Source organism: Escherichia sp. AM3, assembly GCF_032029835.1.
Lineage (GTDB): Bacteria > Pseudomonadota > Gammaproteobacteria > Enterobacterales > Enterobacteriaceae > Escherichia > Escherichia coli.
The window spans coordinates 1-17,537 of sequence record NZ_JAVUPQ010000053.1 but is presented as its reverse complement, the minus strand read 5'-3'; the positions used below and the strand labels follow the sequence as shown (position 1 = coordinate 17,537).

Genomic DNA, 17,537 nt, shown 5'->3' with positions numbered 1-17,537 from the left:
AAAATCACCACTTGATTCACCTTTTGTGTTTTTCGCCCTGATGTGGATTTCGCCAAGTGATTCGTTGTTTTCAGGCGACCAAACAACGCCGCGCTCGCTTCCGTCGTTGTTCATGAACCACAGATGAGCGGTTCCTTTTGCTGATTTTAGCCTGATAGATGGCGTTTCTTTCAATATATCAAGATCACCAGACATAACATCGCCGGATTTTTTCACCTGCGCATCGTTCGTTACGTTGCCAAGTCCAACATCCGATTTCGACGGCTTGTTTGCCGAGCCGTATAGCTCATTGATGCTAAAAGTCCCGTTGTTAAGCCGGGCATCGTTGCCGGCATAGATCTTAATCTTCGCGGTTGAGTAGTCGATATTGATCGCTGACCACGTATCGCCGCACCGCGAGAATATACCAGAACCGTGGCTATAAATGGTCGCCGTGCTTCCGGTCGGCCTATCACCGCGCCAGAAATGACCACCTTTGTCACGCAGAGCTTTTAAGATCTCTACATCGCTCATCTTGCCGTTTGTTGATATCCCGCTACCGCCAAGACCGAAAGCGCCTGTAAGCATAGCATTAGAAAGACCCAAATCTGCTTTAGTCGGCTTGTTTAACTGGTCGTAAATCCTTACAACGGGGCTTTCAACATATCCAGAAGGCGCGGCGGTTTGCTTAACAAATCCGTCTGGAATGTATAATTCCGTGCGTGCCGTCTGCGCCAGTACCGCAACCTTTGCGCCGTTGATAAATGCACGCTGGAAGGCCCAAACCTCAATAAAGCCATCATCTTTAACCAGGCCGTAACGCATTTGCATGCTATTGATTAGCCCGGTTGGCCCTAAACGGCGTATACTCAGGTAACGAGATACATTATCAGCAGTAAGCGAAGAAGGCAGACCGCGCGCCGAGATCTCGATAAAGTCAATGTTTCCGTAAGGGGAGCCGTAGTCACCGCCGTTAGTAACCATTAGCGTTACATGGCAATTGTTGCTTCCGGGATCGGAAAGTTTCGCGATCTTTATGTAAAAAGACTCATTACCAGTAACAACGGGCCAATCGTATTGCGTCATCGGGCTGACGAGTCCCCCGACCTTGTCGAGATATTCTTTCGCCTTGTTCTCTGACGCTTTAGCGTTGGTTTCGCTGACCTTTGCTGCTGACTCACTATTTTTCGCGTTGGTTTCTGATTTTTTGGCTGCTGTCGCGGAATTTGCCGATGCAGTTTGTGAGTCTGCTGCCGCCTGTGCGCTGTTATCCGCATTCGTCTCAGACGTTTTTGCGGCCTTCGCGGAATTTCCTGCTGCCGTTGCCGAGGAAGCTGCAATGCCGGCGCTCGAGGCTGCGCTCGTTTCTGATGATTTTGCCGCCACTTTTGAAGCCGACGCATCCCGGGCTGAGGTGGCAGCTTCTGACGCTTTCGTGGTCGCGGTGGATGCAGAAGTGGCTGCAGATTTTTGTGACGCTGCAGCATTCGTTTCTGACGTTTTCGCGGCACTGGCACTGGTAGCTGCCGCGCTTTTTAAGGACTCTGCAGCAGCAGCACTTTTCGCTGCTTCACTGGCCTTTGTTGATGCCGTTCCTGCGCTGGAAGATGCTGACTGAGCCGACGACGCGGCCTGTCCGGCTGACGTGCTGGCTGCGCGTGCTGAGCCTGCAGCATCAGTCGCATGGGTTGCTGCCTCACGGGCTGATGTGCTGGCATCGCTGGCTGACTTCTTCGCGGCTGCCGTGTTCTGTGCCACCGCGGACGCGTTACGCGCCACCTCTTCCACCATCAGTTCAAAACGGCGCAGTGCCTCAGGACGGGCATCATCCTCCGTCATGGCACCGAGAAAATCATTCAGCGTACCGGGTCGGGAATCTTCATACACGGTGATAATTCCGGCATGTGACGGCGGGAATCCCTCCACCAACAGAATAACGCTATACTGACCGTACTCAACGTCCATGCTGTAACGCCCGGCTTCATCCGGGTTCTCTGAGGCCACTGTGTTCACCACCACCGTGGTGCTGTTGCGCCTGGCCTTTAGCTGAATGGTGCAGTTTTGTATCGGCTTACCTGCGCCATCTTTCAGTACACCTGAAATCCGTACTGCCATATTCCCCCCACAAAAAAGCCCGCCTGAACCGGCGGGCTGTCATAACACTGTGTTACCTGGCTAATCAGAATTTATAACCGATACCAACGATGAAACTGTTGGTACGCCAGTCACCGCTGCCGGAGCCTTCATAAGCGACATCAACGGCCACGGATTCGGTCGGGTTAAACTGCACGCCAGCCCCCCACGCCAGAGACGTGTTGCTGTGGCGACCGTCATCACTTCCGGTCAGCACATCGTGCGTTTTCCCCTTGTCGTCGGTCACCTGCAGATAATCCCCGGAGAAAGTCGACACACGGCTGTAAGCCACACCCGCCATCGCATACGCGCTGAACCATTCATTCACGCGCACAGACGGCCCCGCCATCACGCTGAACCAGCGGTTAGTCCACGTTGTCGTAACTGGATTTGAAGTACGGGTCTTCGCGTTTTTCGGTGTACGTGCTTACGGACGGCGATAAGCGCAGGGAAAGCTCATCCCATTTTTCCCGCAGCTTCGACGGACTGAGCACGTTACGGCACCAGAACGGATCGCGGCTGACGCGGCTGTACATCTCGCAGATTTGTTTGTGAGTACGACCATCCTGCACACACATCAGGCGAATTTCGTTTGCCCAGGCTGTCCAGTTCGGTTCTTTGGGACGAACCACCTCGCCGTCACATTCGGCGGCCTGCTCGTACAGGGCGATGATTTTTTTCCAGAGCCACTGTGCGCAGGTCAAATCATCCTGCGTTCCCCACTGGCGCTTTTTAGGGCTGAATACAACCGCATCAGGATGGCGAGTTAAAAAATCCTGTTCATCCGTCTGCGTGTCCGGTTGCGAAGCGTCCGGACGAGAAGTTTTTTTATCTGACGGATCATGTTTTGATTTTACTGACGGATCCCCGCCAGATTCTGACGGGTGAAAACCCGCTTTTTTGCCAGATTTCGACGCATCAAATTTTGACGGGTCAGATTTTGATGCGTCAGATTTTGACGGGTCAGAATCTGACAGTTGAGAAAATGCCGCTGCCTGAAGCTTCGCAACGTTAAGCTGATAAACATTCGACGCATTGCGGTTACCCTGGCGACGCGCCTTACGCGTTAACCAGCCTTCTGCTTCCAGCCGTGCGATAGCCGTTCTGACGGTACTCATCCCCGCGCCAATCTGGCGGGCAATGGTTTCAATTGATGGCCAGCACACACCTTCGTCATTACTGAAATCAGCCAGGCGGGCCATAATTGCCACGCTGGATAATTTCATGCCTGATGCAGCGCAACCATCCCATACATAGCCGGTTAATTTAGTGCTCATGACCGACCTCTATTTCCCTGAATTTACGACGAAACTGTTCGAGCGGGCTGAAGCACTCATGCTCATAGCCTTCGCGGAGGTAGATAACCCGTTGTGTTTCCGGCTCCCAACGAATGACTCTGGGGCATATGAAGTCCAGGATGATTCGTTAGCAACAAAAAAGCGCCCTACAGGACGCTTAGCTCTTTAACAATCTGGTCCCCATCAACAAGTAACTGATAACTTGAGGAGATGTGAAATGCACAAAACAGAACCCAAAATCGTCGCGCCTGGCTACACAGATGAGGAAATTTATGAGTGGATGACAAAGAAGCTGGCAGCTATAAACCAGCTTCGTGAAGTGCTGTCTTATCGACAGGAAACAATAGACTCCTTAAAAAAACTGGATCAGGAAATCACGGTTTTATCACAGGATGTTACTTTAGATATTGTGCAGACAAATTAGGATCCCATTCATTTTCGTCAAAATCATCAAAGTGATGAATTTGTGATCTCCAGTCTCGATAATCTAAAAATTTCTGGGCGGTTACGCTTATTTTATCAAGTGTGAGTTCATCCTGAATTGAAAGAAGAAGTTCATCAAATTTCATCTCATTAATCTGTTTTGGCATCCAGTGATGCTTCATCAGAATAAGGTGAACCAGAGCCTTTTTCCCATTCAACTGATTATAGGGAGTGCCGAATTTCTTCCGGTGCTCATGTAAGACAAGGTCCAAAAGAGTAAGTAATGTTGCCCTTGATTCAACTTTGCTTATTTCGACTGATGACACTACCCCACTGATTTCAATGCCCCGATACTTTCCAACATTTTCACAGTGGGATTTGTACAGCGTATAGATATTACCGGACATTTCTTTTCCTTTTGCGTTGTTGGGGATAACCAGATTAACCGAATCCTTGTTGTTGGGGAATAACTAGGTCCACCTCGCCTGATGTGGCTAAAAGCAGGCACATAACAGCTAAGTATTTTCAACCAGAGAGAATCCTTAGCGTTGTGGTGAATGCGGCTCAGCGCACGCGGGTTAAGGTTGAGGCTGACAGTCGACCTTCTGTGGATACCCACCCGCCTGGTGTGCAACCTTCGCCAGGCACCGGGAGGCACCCGGCACCACAACTTTATGCTGTGTGTAGTCTTGGCGGTACCAGCTTGTACCCTTGCTTCCGGCTGGTACCGTCCTTTTTACAAAACAGAGAAGAGCATCACCGGACGACGGGCTCATAACCCAATCCATCCGGGCGGCAGTCACCGCAGGTGTTCTTCTCTGTTTTGTGGAGAAACTAACCGACCTTGCAGGGTCGATATGATGAGGAGCAGCAAAATGGCTAGCGAACGCAGTACTGATGTGCAGGCATTTATCGGGGAGCTGGACGGCGGCGTATTTGAAACCAAAATCGGCGCAGTTCTCAGTGAAGTCGCTTCCGGTGTGATGAACACGAAAACCAAAGGTAAGGTCTCGCTCAACCTGGAAATCGAACCGTTTGATGAGAACCGAGTGAAAATCAAACACAAACTCTCATATGTTCGCCCGACTAACCGCGGGAAAATTTCCGAAGAAGACACCACCGAAACGCCGATGTATGTCAATCGCGGTGGTCGCCTGACTATTCTGCAGGAAGACCAGGGACAGTTACTGACTCTTGCCGGTGAACCTGACGGAAAACTCCGCGCAGCAGGTCGTTAATATCGTTTTTAATTAACTGATTATTTATCTCATCACTGAATATCTTTATATAGTGAGGACTTATTATGTCTCAGAACTTAGACGCAACCGCAATTAATCAAATCCATGCCCTTATTTCTGCTCAGGGTGTTAATGAAATTATCAGTAAGATTGGTGCCGATGCTGTGGCATTGCCTGAGAATTTCCGCATTCATGATCTGGAAAAATTTAATTTAAATCGCTTCCGTTTCCGTGGTGCGCTTTCCACTGCCAGCATCGATGACTTTACCCGTTATTCTAAAGATCTTGCAGATGAAGGCACCCGCTGCTTTATCGATGCTGATAATATGCGTGCCGTCAGTGTGCTTAACCTGGGTACTATTGATGAACCAGGTCACGCAGATAACACCGCCACACTCAAACTGAAAAAGACAGCACCGTTCTCTGCTCTGTTGTCTGTTAACGGCGAGCGTAACTCCCAGAAGTCACTGGCAGAATGGATTGAAGACTGGGCCGACTATCTTGTGGGCTTTGATGCTAATGGTGACGCTATTCAGGCAACAAAAGCGGCTGCGGCTGTCCGTAAAATCACGATTGAAGCAAACCAGACCGCTGATTTTGAAGATAATGACTTCAGCGGCAAACGCTCCCTGATGGAGTCTGTCGAAGCGAAGACCAAAGACATTATGCCAGTGGCATTTGAATTTAAATGCGTTCCGTTTGAAGGTCTGAAAGAACGTCCGTTTAAATTACGCCTCAGTATTATCACTGGCGATCGTCCTGTACTGGTTCTACGCATTATTCAGCTGGAGGCGGTGCAGGAAGAAATGGCTAACGAATTTCGTGATCTGCTTGTTGAGAAATTCAAGGACAGCAAAGTAGAAACCTTTATTGGTACTTTCACCGCCTGATTTCATTACTGCAAATGCCCCTGCGGGGGCATTTATGGAAACGTAATTTACTCAATAATCGCCGGATGGTGAGGGATTCTTTTTACCAGAATTCAGCGCGGTGCAGCGCATATACGTGGAGAACAAAATGTCATTTATTAAAACTTTTTCCGGGAAGCATTTTTATTATGACAGGATAAATAAAGACGACATCGATATTAACGATATCGCGGTTTCCCTTTCAAATATCTGTCGCTTTGCCGGTCATCTTTCGCACTTCTACAGCGTCGCCCAACATGCGGTTCTTTGCAGCCAGCTGGTGCCGCAGGAATTTGCTTTTGAAGCGTTAATGCATGATGCAACAGAAGCGTATTGCCAGGACATTCCCGCACCACTGAAACGCCTTCTTCCTGACTATAAACAAATGGAAGAAAAAATAGACGCCGTAATCCGTGAGAAATACGGGTTACCCCCAGTTATGAGTACGCCCGTGAAATATGCCGATCTCATCATGCTGGCAACCGAACGCCGCGATCTCAGGCTTGATGATGGCTCTTTCTGGCCTGTACTGGAAGGTATCCCGGCAACAGAGATGTTCAACGTGATTCCACTGGCTCCGGGCCATGCCTACGGGATGTTTATGGAACGCTTTAACGAGTTATCGGAGTTACGCAAATGCGCATGAATGTTTTCGAAATGGAAGGGTTTCTTCGTGGGAGATGTGTACCGCGAGATCTGAAAGTAAATGAAACAGATGCTGAATACCTAGTGCGTAAATTCGATGCGCTTGAAGCTAAATGTGCAGCACAGGAAAACAAAGTAATACCAGTGTCAACTGAACTGCCACCAGCAAATGAAAGTGTTTTGTTATTCGATGCTAACGGAGAAGGCTGGCTAATTGGCTGGCGTTCTCTCTGGTACACCTGGGGACAAAAAGAAACCGGAGAATGGCAGTGGACATTTCAGGTCGGGGACCTTGAAAACGTCAATATCACTCACTGGGCAGTAATGCCAAAAGCACCGGAGGCTGGAGCATAATGACCACTTTTACCGACAAAGAACTGATTAAAGAAATTAAAGAGCGTATCAGCAGCCTTGACGTGCGAGACGATATTGAGCGCCGTGCTTATGAAATCGCACTCCTATCTCTGGAAGTAGAACCAGATGAACGCGAAGCTTATGAATTATTCATGGAAAAGCGTTTCGGTGACTTAGTAGATCGTCGGAGAGCAAAAAACGGCGATAACGAATACATGGCATGGGATATGACTCTCGGTTGGATCGTCTGGCAGCAACGAGCTGGTATCCATTTTTCAACAATGTCACAGCAAGAGGTGAAATAATGGAGCCATACAGCCTCACACTCGATGAGGCCTGTCATTTTCTCAAGATATCCAGACCGACTGCCATTAACTGGATACGCACAGGGCGTCTTCAGGCAACACGCAAAGATCCCACTAAGAATAAATCTCCTTACCTCACAACACGACAAGCCTGCATTGCGGCTCTTCAGTCTCCGCTGCATACTGTCCAGGTGAGCGCGGGTGATGGCATAACAGAGGAAAGAAAATGTCACTCTTCCGCAGAGGTGAAATATGGTACGCCAGTTTCACATTGCCGAACGGTAAAAGATTTAAACAGTCTCTTGGAACAAAGGACAAAAGGCAGGCGACAGAACTCCATGACAAGCTAAAGGCTGAAGCATGGCGGGTCAGCAAACTTGGTGAAATACCTGATATAACGTTCGAGGAAGCGTGTGTCAGGTGGCTTGAAGAGAAAGCACATAAAAAATCACTGGACGATGACAAAAGCCGGATCGGATTCTGGCTTCAACATTTCGCAGGAATGCAACTAAGAGACATTACTGAATCAAAAATTTATTCAGCAATGCAGAAAATGACGAACCGGCGTCATGAGGAAAACTGGAAACTCAGGGCAGAAGCATGCAGAAAAAAAGGGAAACCTGTTCCAGAATACACGCCAAAACCAGCGTCCGTTGCAACGAAGGCTACGCATCTTTCATTTATAAAGGCCCTACTAAGAGCCGCAGAGCGTGAATGGAAAATGCTGGATAAGGCACCAATTATTAAAGTGCCCCAACCAAAGAATAAACGGATCCGCTGGCTGGAGCCCCATGAAGCACAAAGGCTGATTGATGAATGTCCGGAGCCATTAAAGTCTGTTGTTGAATTTGCACTGGCAACAGGCCTAAGACGCTCGAACATCATCAACCTTGAATGGCAACAAATAGATATGCAGCGCCGGGTGGCATGGATAAACCCGGAAGAGAGTAAATCAAACCGCGCAATTGGCGTTGCGCTGAATGATACTGCATGTCGCGTATTGAAAAAACAAATCGGGAATCATCACCGTTGGGTATTTGTGTACAAGGAAAGCTGTACCAAACCAGACGGAACGAAAGCGCCAACAGTCAGGAAGATGCGGTATGACGCAAACACAGCCTGGAAAGCAGCGCTGAGACGGGCTGGTATTGATGATTTCAGATTTCACGACTTGAGACACACCTGGGCAAGTTGGCTGGTTCAAGCCGGAGTCCCGTTGTCAGTGTTACAGGAAATGGGAGGCTGGGAGTCTATCGAAATGGTTCGTCGATATGCTCACCTTGCACCTAATCACCTTACCGAACACGCACGGCAAATAGACTCGATCCTGAACCCATCGGTCCCAAATTTGTCCCAGTCAAAAAATAAGGAAGGTACTAATGATGTGTAACTTATTGATTTTAATGGTGCCGATAATAGGAGTCGAACCTACGACCTTCGCATTACGAATGCGCTGCTCTACCAACTGAGCTATATCGGCCCTGAAAGGACATGTTCACGAACGTGAATCACGGTGGACAAGGTTAAAACTAACCGGGCGATGCGTCAATGGCCTTGTGAATCAAATGGCTACTTTTGCATCACCCGGTTTTATTTACGCACGAATGGTGTAATCACCAATGCCGATCCACTTGTAAGTGGTCAGTGCTTCCAGCCCCATTGGGCCACGCGCGTGGAGTTTTTGTGTGCTTACCGCCACTTCCGCACCCAGACCAAACTGGCCGCCGTCGGTAAAACGCGTAGAGGCGTTAACGTAAACAGCGGACGAATCCACTTCGTTAACAAAACGCTGGGCGTTGCGCATATCGCGGGTCAGGATCGCATCGGAGTGTTGTGTGCCGTGTTCACGAATATGGGCGATGGCATCGTCAAGATCGCTGACGATTTTGACGTTCAAATCTAATGACAGAAACTCATCGTCATACTCTTCGGCTTTAACAGCAACCACCTTCGCAGGGCCTGCCTGCAACTGCGCCAGTGCAGCTGCATCTGCGTGTAATGTCACGCCGCTTTCCGCCATTTGTTTGCTTAATGCGGGCAGGAAGCTATCGGCGATGTTTTTATTCACCAGCAACGTTTCAACCGTATTACATGTGCTCGGACGCTGAGTTTTCGCGTTGACGATCACTTTTAATGCTTCAGCGATCTCTACACTTTCATCAACGTAAATATGGCATACGCCTATACCACCTGTGATCACCGGGATTGTCGACTGTTCACGGCACAGTTTATGCAAACCAGCGCCACCACGCGGGATCAGCATGTCGATGTATTTATCCATACGCAGCATTTCACTGACCAGCGCACGGTCAGGATTATCAATCGCCTGCACGGCACCCGCCGGTAAGCCGCAGGATTTCAGGGCGTCCTGAATCACCGCCACCGTTGCAGCGTTAGTGCGACACGTTTCTTTGCCACCGCGCAGGATCACCGCATTACCGGTTTTCAGGCACAGCGAAGCGACATCAACCGTCACGTTCGGGCGCGCTTCATAAATCACGCCAATAACCCCCAGCGGTACGCGACGACGCTCAAGACGCAGGCCGCTGTCCAGTACGCCGCCATCGATTACCTGCCCCACCGGATCGGCGAGGTTGCACACCTGACGTACATCGTCGGCAATGCCTTTCAGCCGTGCGGGCGTCAGTGCCAGACGGTCAAGCATCGCTTCGCTAAGGCCATTGGCTCGCGCGTCAGCAACATCCTGGGAGTTAGCGTTGAGGATGATTTCGCTTTGTGCTTCCAGTTCATCGGCGATTTTTTCCAGCACGCGATTTTTTTCGCGGCTGGAGAGTTGCGCTAATTTATACGAGGCTTGCTTCGCGGCAATGCCCATTTGTTCCAGCATCAGCCTGCTCCTTAACGGGTAATCATGTCATCACGGTGAACGGCAACCGGGCCGTATTCATATCCCAGTATTGCATCAATTTCTTGCGAGTGGTGTCCGGCAATACGGCGTAATGCATCGCTGTTGTAACGACTGACGCCGTGGGCGATATCGCGGCCTTCGAGGTTGCAAATGCGGATGACTTCACCACGCGAGAAATTGCCAGTCACGCTTTTAATGCCTTTCGGCAACAGGGAGCTGCCGCGTTCCAGAATGGCGGCAGTTGCCCCTTCATCTACCGTGATTTCACCCGCCGGCGGCGCACCGAAAATCCAGCGTTTACGGTTTTCAAGCGGAGTCGCCTGGGCATGGAACAGCGTACCGACGGAAATGCCTTCCATCACATCACCAATAACGCCCGGCTTGCTGCCCGCGGCAATAATGGTGTCGATACCCGCACGGCAAGCCACGTCAGCGGCCTGCAATTTGGTACTCATGCCGCCAGTTCCGAGGCCTGAAACGCTGTCACCGGCAATCGCGCGCAGTGCGTCATCAATGCCGTAAACATCTTTAATCAGTTCTGCCTGCGGATTGCTGCGCGGGTCAGCGGTATACAAACCTTTTTGATCGGTCAGCAGCAACAGTTTATCGGCACCCGCCAGAATCGCCGCCAGCGCAGAAAGGTTATCGTTATCGCCGACCTTAATCTCTGCCGTAGCGACAGCATCGTTCTCATTGATTACCGGAACGATATTGTTATCGAGCAACGCACGCAGGGTGTCGCGGGCGTTCAGGAAGCGTTCTCGGTCTTCCATATCAGCACGGGTCAGCAGCATTTGCCCGACGTGAATGCCATAAATCGAAAACAGCTGTTCCCACAGTTGAATCAGTCGACTCTGCCCTACCGCCGCCAGCAGTTGTTTCGAGGCGATAGTCGCTGGCAGTTCCGGGTAACCCAGGTGCTCACGTCCGGCGGCGATCGCGCCCGACGTCACAATAACAATCCGATGCCCGGCGGCATGTAACTGCGCGCACTGGCGAACAAGTTCAACGATATGGGCACGGTTCAGACGGCGCGATCCGCCTGTTAGCACACTGGTGCCGAGTTTTACCACCAGCGTCTGGCTGTCACTCATGATTCTCTGCCATTCAATTTTAGGAAAAATGATATCAAACGAACGTTTTAGCAGGACTGTCGTCGGTTGCCAACCATCTGCGAGCAAAGCATGGCGTTTTGTTGCGCGGGATCAGCAAGCCTAGCGGCAGTTGTTTACGCTTTTATTACAGATTTACTAAATTACCACATTTTAAGAATATTATTAATCTGTAATATATCTTTAACAATCTCAGGTTAAAAACTTTCCTGTTTTCAACGGGACTCTCCCGCTGAATATTCGCGCGTTAATTAAAATCAGGAATGAAAATGAAAAAGAGCACTCTGGCATTAGTGGTGATGGGCATTGTGGCATCTGCATCCGTACAGGCCGCAGAAATATATAACAAAGACGGTAATAAACTGGATGTCTATGGCAAAGTTAAAGCCATGCATTATATGAGTGATAACGGCAGTAAAGATGGCGACCAGAGTTATATCCGTTTTGGTTTTAAAGGCGAAACACAAATTAACGATCAACTGACTGGTTATGGTCGTTGGGAAGCAGAGTTTGCCGGTAATAAAGCAGAGAGTGATACTGCACAGCAAAAAACGCGTCTCGCTTTTGCCGGGTTGAAATATAAAGATTTGGGTTCTTTCGATTATGGTCGTAACCTGGGCGCGTTGTATGACGTGGAAGCCTGGACCGATATGTTCCCGGAATTTGGTGGCGACTCCTCGGCGCAGACCGACAACTTTATGACCAAACGCGCCAGCGGTCTGGCGACGTATCGGAACACCGACTTCTTCGGCGTTATCGATGGCCTGAACTTAACCCTGCAATATCAAGGGAAAAACGAAAACCGCGACGTTAAAAAGCAAAACGGCGATGGCTTCGGCACGTCATTGACATATGACTTTGGCGGCAGCGATTTCGCCATTAGTGGGGCCTATACCAACTCAGATCGCACCAACGAGCAGAACCTGCAAAGCCGTGGCACAGGCAAGCGTGCAGAAGCATGGGCTACAGGTCTGAAATACGATGCCAATAATATTTATCTGGCAACTTTTTATTCTGAAACACGCAAAATGACGCCAATAACTGGCGGCTTTGCCAATAAGACACAGAACTTTGAAGCGGTCGCTCAATACCAGTTTGACTTTGGTCTGCGTCCATCGCTGGGTTATGTCTTATCGAAAGGGAAAGATATTGAAGGTATCGGTGATGAAGATCTGGTCAATTATATCGATGTCGGGGCTACGTATTATTTCAACAAAAATATGTCAGCGTTTGTAGATTATAAAATCAACCAACTGGATAGCGATAACAAATTGAATATTAATAATGATGATATTGTCGCGGTTGGCATGACCTATCAGTTTTAATGGATATTGCCGGATGTGATACATCCGGCACATTTCACTCACGCCGTTAACTTCACCGGTTCATCACGAAAATCATCCGCCGGTTCCAGCTTCAGATTCAGCGTCGTCAGCAGTTCACGCAGCTTCTCGTGAAACTCACGCAGGGTGTGCTCCAGTCGTTCAACCACTTCAGTGTCTTTTACCGGAACACTCTTCCAGTCGCCTGCTTTATCGAACAGACCAAACTGGTAACTGTAGGTAAAACGGGATTCCTGCGCTTCAAGCTCCATCCACCAGCCCCAGAACTCACGCACTTCCGGTGCCGGTTTCACGTTGACGCATACAGCCAGACAATCGAAAAAGAATCGATTATCTTCGCACTTACCTTCACGAATATACGGGCCTAGTGCGGTAAATTTTTTGATCAATCTGCTCTTCGGGTGTCCACTCGGTAACGTCATTGCTATCTCCTGTTGTGATGCAACTGTTTTACCAAATTGGCAAAATTTAGCAAATTTTTAACACAAACGTTTTTCGATCCAGTCTGTGATTTCCTGAAGACCTTTGTCAAAATTCCGATACACCGGGTTAAATGGGATCTCTAATAATTTACCGTCAGCAGATGATGAGGTGATTAAGCGTGAGTCCTCTTCCGGGCTGAACGGATCGTTCTTCCAGTAGCCTGATAACATTGGCGTTGGGCAGCGACGTCCCAGCAATCCTTGCACTTTTAATGAATAGCGATTCAGCTCCACGCGCAACGCTTCATCGGAAGCATCATGCATCCCCAAACGACTGGCCAGAACGTCAAGATACATTTCCGGCACCTGTTGCTGGCACTTAAAATCACTCAACAGGGTATGAACTACCGGACCAAGACAGGCAACCGCTTTCAGACGCGGCGATTCAAGGTATGCCAGACGCACGGCAACGTTAGCGCCGAAACGGAAACCAAAGGCCGCGACGCGAGTGTGATCCACCCACGGTACGTTAGGCAGCGCCTTTAAGACGTGCTGATGCAACAGGCTGGAGTCCTGGGTGAGCTTCCATTTTGAAGAAAAGCCCACCGACGGCATATCAATAGTCAGCATCGCAATGCCGCGCGGCGCAAAATAACGTTCATACAGACTGTAATAGTCCGTCTGCATCGCATCCAGACCACCACACATTAATACTGTCGGGAACGGGCCATCGCCTTTCGGCATATGCAAAAAGCCGGTGATGGGCGCACCGCCGGGTACGGTAAACTCCATCTGCCGCATCGTGCCCGGCAGACGCTGGGCGGCCTCTTCATAGGCGCGGTTTGACAAAGCCTGCGCTTGCTCGGCCAGGTCATCTCCTTTCAGATGAGGATAGGCGGCAATGTTGTACAACGTAGCCGCATGCAGCCAGTGACGACCACTGAGTTGCGGATCTTCTTCCGCACAGGCTTTTTGTTGCCACACCATCGCCTGGGTGGCCCACTCATAAATCCAGTTGCCGCCACGGTAGCCAATCACCGTATCGTATAAATCATCGTCGGTACGTTCGGCATCGCTCATCACAATACGTGCCTGGACGTCGAGGATTTCGCGTGGGTCAATGCCGCGCCAGATCCACATCAGACGGTTAATCATGCGATACCAGTGAGGGATGGTTTTACCATCAAGGGCCGACTGCACAGGCGGTTGTGCGCCGTGATTAAAGCGGCGGACTAGCGTCGAGGTTTCAGGATGTTTAAAGCGGGGTTTGAACAGGGTTTCGCTCAGGTTTGCCTGTGTCATGGATGCAGCCTCCAGAATACTTACTGGAAACTATTGTAACCCGCCTGAAGTTAAAAAGAACAACGCCCGGCAGTGCCAGGCGTTGAAAAGATTAGCGACCGGAGATTGGCGGGACGAATACGACGCCCATATCCCACGGCTGTTCGATCCAGGTATCTTGCGGGATATCAACAACATAATCATCAACCAGCGGACGACCAGCCGGTTTTGCAAAGATGGTGACAAAGTGCGCTTTTGGATACATTTCACGAATCGCAACCGCAGTACCACCGGTATCCACCAGGTCATCAATAACGATGAAGCCTTCGCCATCGCCTTCTGCGCGTTTCAGCACTTTAAGCTCGCGCTGGTTGTCGTGATCGTAGCTGGAAATACAAACGGTATCGACATGACGAATACCCAGTTCACGCGCCAGTAACGCACCCGGTACCAGACCGCCACGGCTTACGGCAATAATGCCTTTCCATTGTTCAGAAGGCATCAGTCGGCTTGCGAGTTTACGTGCATGGATCTGCAACATGTCCCAGGTGACGATGTATTTTTCGCTCATGTGAAGTGTCCCAGCCTGTTTATCTACGGCTTAAAAAGTGTTCGAGGGGAAAATAGGTTGCGCGAGATTATAGAGATCTGGCGCACTAAAAACCAGTATTTCACATGAGTCCGCGTCTTTTTACGCACTGCCTCTCCCTGACGCGGGATAAAGTGGTATTCTCAAACATATCTCGCAAGCCTGTCTTGTGTTGACAACATTTTCTGCTAACCCTGTGACCTGCAATACTGTTTTGCGGGTGATCGACAAGGAGACTTAACGTGTCTGAACTGTCTCAATTATCTCCACAGCCGCTGTGGGATATTTTTGCCAAAATCTGTTCTATTCCTCACCCGTCCTATCATGAAGAGCAACTCGCTGAATACATTGTTGGTTGGGCAAAAGAGAAAGGTTTCCATGTCGAACGCGATCAGGTAGGTAATATCCTGATTCGTAAACCTGCTACCGCAGGTATGGAAAATCGTAAACCGGTCGTCTTGCAGGCCCACCTCGATATGGTGCCGCAGAAAAATAACGACACCGTGCATGACTTCACGAAAGATCCTATCCAGCCTTATATTGATGGCGAATGGGTTAAAGCGCGCGGCACCACGCTGGGTGCAGATAACGGCATTGGTATGGCGTCTGCGCTGGCGGTTCTGGCTGACGAAAACGTGGTTCACGGCCCGCTGGAAGTGCTGCTGACCATGACCGAAGAAGCCGGTATGGACGGTGCGTTCGGCTTACAGAGCAACTGGTTGCAGGCTGATATTCTGATTAACACCGACTCCGAAGAAGAAGGTGAAATCTACATGGGTTGCGCGGGGGGTATCGACTTCACCTCCAACCTGCATTTGGATCGTGAAGCGGTTCCAGCTGGCTTTGAAACCTTCAAGTTAACCTTAAAAGGTCTAAAAGGCGGTCACTCCGGCGGTGAAATCCACGTTGGCCTGGGTAATGCCAACAAACTGCTGGTGCGCTTCCTGGCGGGTCATGCGGAAGAGCTGGACCTGCGCCTTATCGATTTCAACGGTGGCACACTGCGTAACGCCATCCCGCGTGAAGCCTTTGCGACCATTGCTGTCGCAGCTGATAAAGTCGACGCCCTGAAATCTCTGGTGAATACCTATCAGGACATCCTGAAAAACGAGCTGGCAGAGAAAGAGAAGAATCTGGCCTTGTTGCTGGACTCTGTAGCGAACGATAAAGCTGCTCTGATTGCGAAATCTCGCGATACCTTTATTCGTCTGCTGAACGCCACCCCGAACGGTGTGATCCGCAATTCCGACGTGGCAAAAGGTGTGGTCGAAACCTCCCTGAACGTCGGTGTGGTGACCATGACTGACAATAACGTAGAAATTCACTGCCTGATCCGTTCACTGATCGACAGCGGTAAAGACTACGTGGTGAGCATGCTGGATTCGCTGGGTAAACTGGCTGGCGCGAAAACCGAAGCGAAAGGCGCATATCCTGGCTGGCAGCCGGACGCTAATTCTCCGGTGATGCATCTGGTACGTGAAACCTATCAGCGCCTGTTCAACAAGACGCCGAACATCCAGATTATCCACGCGGGCCTGGAATGTGGTCTGTTTAAAAAACCGTATCCGGAAATGGACATGGTTTCTATCGGGCCAACTATCACCGGTCCACACTCTCCGGATGAGCAAGTTCACATCAAAAGCGTAGGTCATTACTGGACACTGCTGACTGAACTGCTGAAAGAAATTCCGGCGAAGTAATTATTTGATTTGCTGCCGGATGGCGTTTAATCGCCTTCCGGCAGTTTCATCCTTCATTATCCTTCGATAAAAGCCATCCCTGTAAATGTCCGTCGCGGGTTGCCACGTTCAATCTGGTGATGGAACATTCGCCGCTGCGATTTCAGCGCCGCGCTATTTTCCTGTTGCTGCTGCTCCAGCTTCCAGGCAATCAGCAATCGCGCCAGCCGTTTGTTAGCATGCTGGCTGCGCTCTGACTGAACCTTCACGCTAATACCGGATGCCAGATGCGTGGCGCGTACCGCCGAGTCGGTTTTATTGACATGTTGACCGCCCGGCCCCGACGAACGCAACGTCTCATAACGGATTGCATCCGATTATTCCTGCTCATCAGCGGTAAAACGCCCAATGCCCAGAAACCAGTTTTTGCGCCCATGATGAGGCCGATACGGACTCGGACAAATCCACTGAATAGTGCCACACCAGCTTTCGCTTAATGCCCATGCGTTATCGCCATCCAGAGAAACCAGCGCCGAACGCAGCGTGTCAGAGTAGCGGCCCGTTTCTGTTTCCAGCACCGTTACAGCGACGTCTTGTCGGGTAAAAACGACCAACAGAGAAGAACGCTGCGCCAATCGGGTAGCCGCGTCCGGGGTGTAAATCTGGCATCCCCACTACGCGCTGCATGTTGGGTAAATTTGCCGTGGTGTGTAATTGTTGGATCGCTAAACTCTCGATCCACAGGTCATCAGATGCGATGGTAAATACCGCATCGGATAAGGGACGAATATATTTGCCCATGTACCATTCCATTTATACTCGTCATACTTCAAGTTGCATGTACTGCGACTCGAATTATTTAGAGTATATAAATATAAAAATCAGGGTAATGACTCCAACTTATTGATAGTGTTTTATGTTCAGATAATGCCCGATGACTTTGTCATGCAGCTCCACCG

Annotated in this window: 19 protein-coding genes, 1 tRNA gene and 5 pseudogenes; 11 read left to right on the top strand and 14 right to left on the bottom strand. The window is 50.0% G+C overall.

Features of this window, described 5'->3' with window-relative positions:
- Positions 1-1,101: 1,101 nt before the first annotated feature.
- The 4 genes and pseudogenes from RTW80_RS17150 to RTW80_RS17135 form a co-directional block, all read right to left on the bottom strand.
- Positions 1,102-2,094, bottom strand: a pseudogene (locus RTW80_RS17150) (prophage tail fiber N-terminal domain-containing protein); the annotation flags it as partial.
- A 64-nt stretch (positions 2,095-2,158) separates the two neighbouring features.
- A pseudogene (locus RTW80_RS17145) lies at positions 2,159-2,479 on the bottom strand (Ail/Lom family outer membrane beta-barrel protein); the annotation flags it as partial.
- Positions 2,478-3,389 (bottom strand): helix-turn-helix domain-containing protein, encoded by a 912-nt coding sequence (locus RTW80_RS17140; RefSeq protein WP_312719643.1) that lies wholly within the window; start codon positions 3,387-3,389, stop codon positions 2,478-2,480. The gene RTW80_RS17140 and the pseudogene RTW80_RS17145, both read right to left, overlap by 2 nt.
- Positions 3,379-3,534 (bottom strand): DUF4222 domain-containing protein, encoded by a 156-nt coding sequence (locus RTW80_RS17135; RefSeq protein ID WP_312719647.1) that lies wholly within the window; start codon positions 3,532-3,534, stop codon positions 3,379-3,381. Before RTW80_RS17135 ends, RTW80_RS17140 begins: the two co-directional genes overlap by 11 nt.
- A 93-nt stretch (positions 3,535-3,627) precedes the next feature.
- Here RTW80_RS17135 and RTW80_RS17130 point away from each other — a divergent pair, with 93 nt between their 5' ends.
- Positions 3,628-3,834, top strand: coding sequence for a hypothetical protein (locus RTW80_RS17130; RefSeq protein ID WP_000549623.1), 207 nt, complete (start codon positions 3,628-3,630; stop codon positions 3,832-3,834).
- Here the strand turns inward: RTW80_RS17130 and RTW80_RS17125 are convergent.
- Positions 3,806-4,240: a hypothetical protein gene (locus RTW80_RS17125; protein ID WP_000016389.1), complete on the bottom strand. Its 435-nt coding sequence runs from the start codon at positions 4,238-4,240 to the stop codon at positions 3,806-3,808. The two genes, RTW80_RS17130 and RTW80_RS17125, sit on opposite strands and share 29 nt — an antisense overlap.
- A gap of 143 nt (positions 4,241-4,383) precedes the next feature.
- Here RTW80_RS17125 and RTW80_RS17120 point away from each other — a divergent pair.
- From RTW80_RS17120 to RTW80_RS17085, 8 genes and pseudogenes are all read left to right on the top strand, one after another.
- Positions 4,384-4,694, top strand: a pseudogene (locus RTW80_RS17120) (hypothetical protein).
- A gap of 14 nt (positions 4,695-4,708) precedes the next feature.
- Positions 4,709-5,071 carry a protein YfdP gene (gene yfdP, locus RTW80_RS17115; protein ID WP_000135682.1) on the top strand — a complete coding sequence of 121 codons (363 nt, stop codon included), beginning with the start codon at positions 4,709-4,711 and terminating at the stop codon, positions 5,069-5,071.
- A gap of 65 nt (positions 5,072-5,136) precedes the next feature.
- A complete protein-coding gene (locus tag RTW80_RS17110; protein WP_000081287.1) occupies positions 5,137-5,961 on the top strand; it encodes a YfdQ family protein in 825 nt (274 codons plus the stop codon).
- Positions 5,962-6,088: 127 nt separating this feature from the next.
- Entirely contained in the window at positions 6,089-6,625 is a 537-nt protein-coding gene (gene yfdR, locus RTW80_RS17105) for a 5'-deoxynucleotidase (RefSeq protein WP_048949115.1), read from the top strand.
- Complete coding sequence (locus RTW80_RS17100) at positions 6,616-6,978, top strand: phage protein (protein ID WP_001242749.1); 363 nt, start codon at positions 6,616-6,618, stop codon at positions 6,976-6,978. The genes yfdR and RTW80_RS17100 overlap by 10 nt, the downstream gene beginning before the upstream one ends.
- Entirely contained in the window at positions 6,978-7,283 is a 306-nt protein-coding gene (yfdT, locus tag RTW80_RS17095) for a protein YfdT (RefSeq protein ID WP_000206732.1), read from the top strand. Before RTW80_RS17100 ends, yfdT begins: the two co-directional genes overlap by 1 nt.
- Entirely contained in the window at positions 7,199-7,633 is a 435-nt protein-coding gene (locus RTW80_RS17090) for a helix-turn-helix domain-containing protein (protein ID WP_077873866.1), read from the top strand. The genes yfdT and RTW80_RS17090 overlap by 85 nt, the downstream gene beginning before the upstream one ends.
- Entirely contained in the window at positions 7,555-8,673 is a 1,119-nt protein-coding gene (locus tag RTW80_RS17085; protein ID WP_001132557.1) for a tyrosine-type recombinase/integrase, read from the top strand. The genes RTW80_RS17090 and RTW80_RS17085 overlap by 79 nt, the downstream gene beginning before the upstream one ends.
- 14 nt (positions 8,674-8,687) lie before the next feature.
- Here RTW80_RS17085 and RTW80_RS17080 read toward each other — a convergent pair.
- From RTW80_RS17080 to proB, 3 genes are all read right to left on the bottom strand, one after another.
- Positions 8,688-8,763 (bottom strand) — tRNA-Thr (locus RTW80_RS17080).
- Between the two features lie 114 nt (positions 8,764-8,877).
- The gene (proA, locus tag RTW80_RS17075) at positions 8,878-10,131 is read right to left on the bottom strand and encodes a glutamate-5-semialdehyde dehydrogenase (RefSeq protein WP_032248141.1); all 1,254 of its coding nucleotides are present in this window, start codon (positions 10,129-10,131) and stop codon (positions 8,878-8,880) included.
- Between the two features lie 11 nt (positions 10,132-10,142).
- Complete coding sequence (gene proB / locus RTW80_RS17070; protein WP_001285288.1) at positions 10,143-11,246, bottom strand: glutamate 5-kinase; 1,104 nt, start codon at positions 11,244-11,246, stop codon at positions 10,143-10,145.
- 287 nt (positions 11,247-11,533) lie between these two features.
- On the opposite strand from proB, the gene phoE reads away from it, so the two are divergent.
- Positions 11,534-12,589: a phosphoporin PhoE gene (phoE, locus tag RTW80_RS17065; protein WP_063119085.1), complete on the top strand. Its 1,056-nt coding sequence runs from the start codon at positions 11,534-11,536 to the stop codon at positions 12,587-12,589.
- A gap of 38 nt (positions 12,590-12,627) precedes the next feature.
- On the opposite strand, the gene crl is transcribed toward phoE, so the two are convergent.
- The 3 genes from crl to gpt all read right to left on the bottom strand — a co-directional run bounded on the left by crl (position 12,628) and on the right by gpt (position 14,881).
- Entirely contained in the window at positions 12,628-13,029 is a 402-nt protein-coding gene (gene crl, locus RTW80_RS17060; RefSeq protein ID WP_000174677.1) for a sigma factor-binding protein Crl, read from the bottom strand.
- 57 nt (positions 13,030-13,086) lie between these two features.
- Positions 13,087-14,331: an esterase FrsA gene (gene frsA, locus RTW80_RS17055; RefSeq protein ID WP_000189541.1), complete on the bottom strand. Its 1,245-nt coding sequence runs from the start codon at positions 14,329-14,331 to the stop codon at positions 13,087-13,089.
- Positions 14,332-14,422: 91 nt separating this feature from the next.
- Positions 14,423-14,881 (bottom strand): xanthine phosphoribosyltransferase, encoded by a 459-nt coding sequence (gpt, locus tag RTW80_RS17050; RefSeq protein ID WP_001291990.1) that lies wholly within the window; start codon positions 14,879-14,881, stop codon positions 14,423-14,425.
- Between the two features lie 260 nt (positions 14,882-15,141).
- Between gpt and pepD the strand changes: the two genes are divergently transcribed.
- Positions 15,142-16,599 (top strand): cytosol nonspecific dipeptidase, encoded by a 1,458-nt coding sequence (pepD, locus tag RTW80_RS17045; protein ID WP_001293003.1) that lies wholly within the window; start codon positions 15,142-15,144, stop codon positions 16,597-16,599.
- 56 nt (positions 16,600-16,655) lie between these two features.
- Here pepD and prfH read toward each other — a convergent pair.
- The 3 genes and pseudogenes from prfH to RTW80_RS31435 all read right to left on the bottom strand — a co-directional run.
- Positions 16,656-17,162: pseudogene (prfH, locus tag RTW80_RS17040) on the bottom strand (peptide chain release factor H); the annotation flags it as partial.
- Between the two features lie 13 nt (positions 17,163-17,175).
- A pseudogene (locus RTW80_RS17035) lies at positions 17,176-17,379 on the bottom strand (RtcB family protein); the annotation flags it as partial.
- Positions 17,380-17,478: 99 nt separating this feature from the next.
- Entirely contained in the window at positions 17,479-17,535 is a 57-nt protein-coding gene (locus RTW80_RS31435) for an IS1 family transposase (protein ID WP_003032489.1), read from the bottom strand.
- Between the last annotated feature and the right edge of the window lie 2 nt (positions 17,536-17,537).

Bases quoted from the DNA above. Each gene is read 5' to 3' on its own strand.
- yfdT (WP_000206732.1), top strand. From the start codon at position 6,978: ATGACCACTTTTACCGACAAAGAACTGATTAAAGAAATTAAAGAGCGT.
- RTW80_RS17140 (WP_312719643.1), bottom strand. From the start codon at position 3,389: ATGAGCACTAAATTAACCGGCTATGTATGGGATGGTTGCGCTGCATCA.
- proB (WP_001285288.1), bottom strand. From the start codon at position 11,246: ATGAGTGACAGCCAGACGCTGGTGGTAAAACTCGGCACCAGTGTGCTA.
- RTW80_RS17125 (WP_000016389.1), bottom strand. From the start codon at position 4,240: ATGTCCGGTAATATCTATACGCTGTACAAATCCCACTGTGAAAATGTT.
- RTW80_RS17100 (WP_001242749.1), top strand. From the start codon at position 6,616: ATGCGCATGAATGTTTTCGAAATGGAAGGGTTTCTTCGTGGGAGATGT.
- crl (WP_000174677.1), bottom strand. From the start codon at position 13,029: ATGACGTTACCGAGTGGACACCCGAAGAGCAGATTGATCAAAAAATTT.
- proA (WP_032248141.1), bottom strand. From the start codon at position 10,131: ATGCTGGAACAAATGGGCATTGCCGCGAAGCAAGCCTCGTATAAATTA.
- gpt (WP_001291990.1), bottom strand. From the start codon at position 14,881: ATGAGCGAAAAATACATCGTCACCTGGGACATGTTGCAGATCCATGCA.
- RTW80_RS17110 (WP_000081287.1), top strand. From the start codon at position 5,137: ATGTCTCAGAACTTAGACGCAACCGCAATTAATCAAATCCATGCCCTT.
- frsA (WP_000189541.1), bottom strand. From the start codon at position 14,331: ATGACACAGGCAAACCTGAGCGAAACCCTGTTCAAACCCCGCTTTAAA.
- phoE (WP_063119085.1), top strand. From the start codon at position 11,534: ATGAAAAAGAGCACTCTGGCATTAGTGGTGATGGGCATTGTGGCATCT.
- RTW80_RS17130 (WP_000549623.1), top strand. From the start codon at position 3,628: ATGCACAAAACAGAACCCAAAATCGTCGCGCCTGGCTACACAGATGAG.
- yfdR (WP_048949115.1), top strand. From the start codon at position 6,089: ATGTCATTTATTAAAACTTTTTCCGGGAAGCATTTTTATTATGACAGG.
- yfdP (WP_000135682.1), top strand. From the start codon at position 4,709: ATGGCTAGCGAACGCAGTACTGATGTGCAGGCATTTATCGGGGAGCTG.
- RTW80_RS17090 (WP_077873866.1), top strand. From the start codon at position 7,199: ATGGGATATGACTCTCGGTTGGATCGTCTGGCAGCAACGAGCTGGTAT.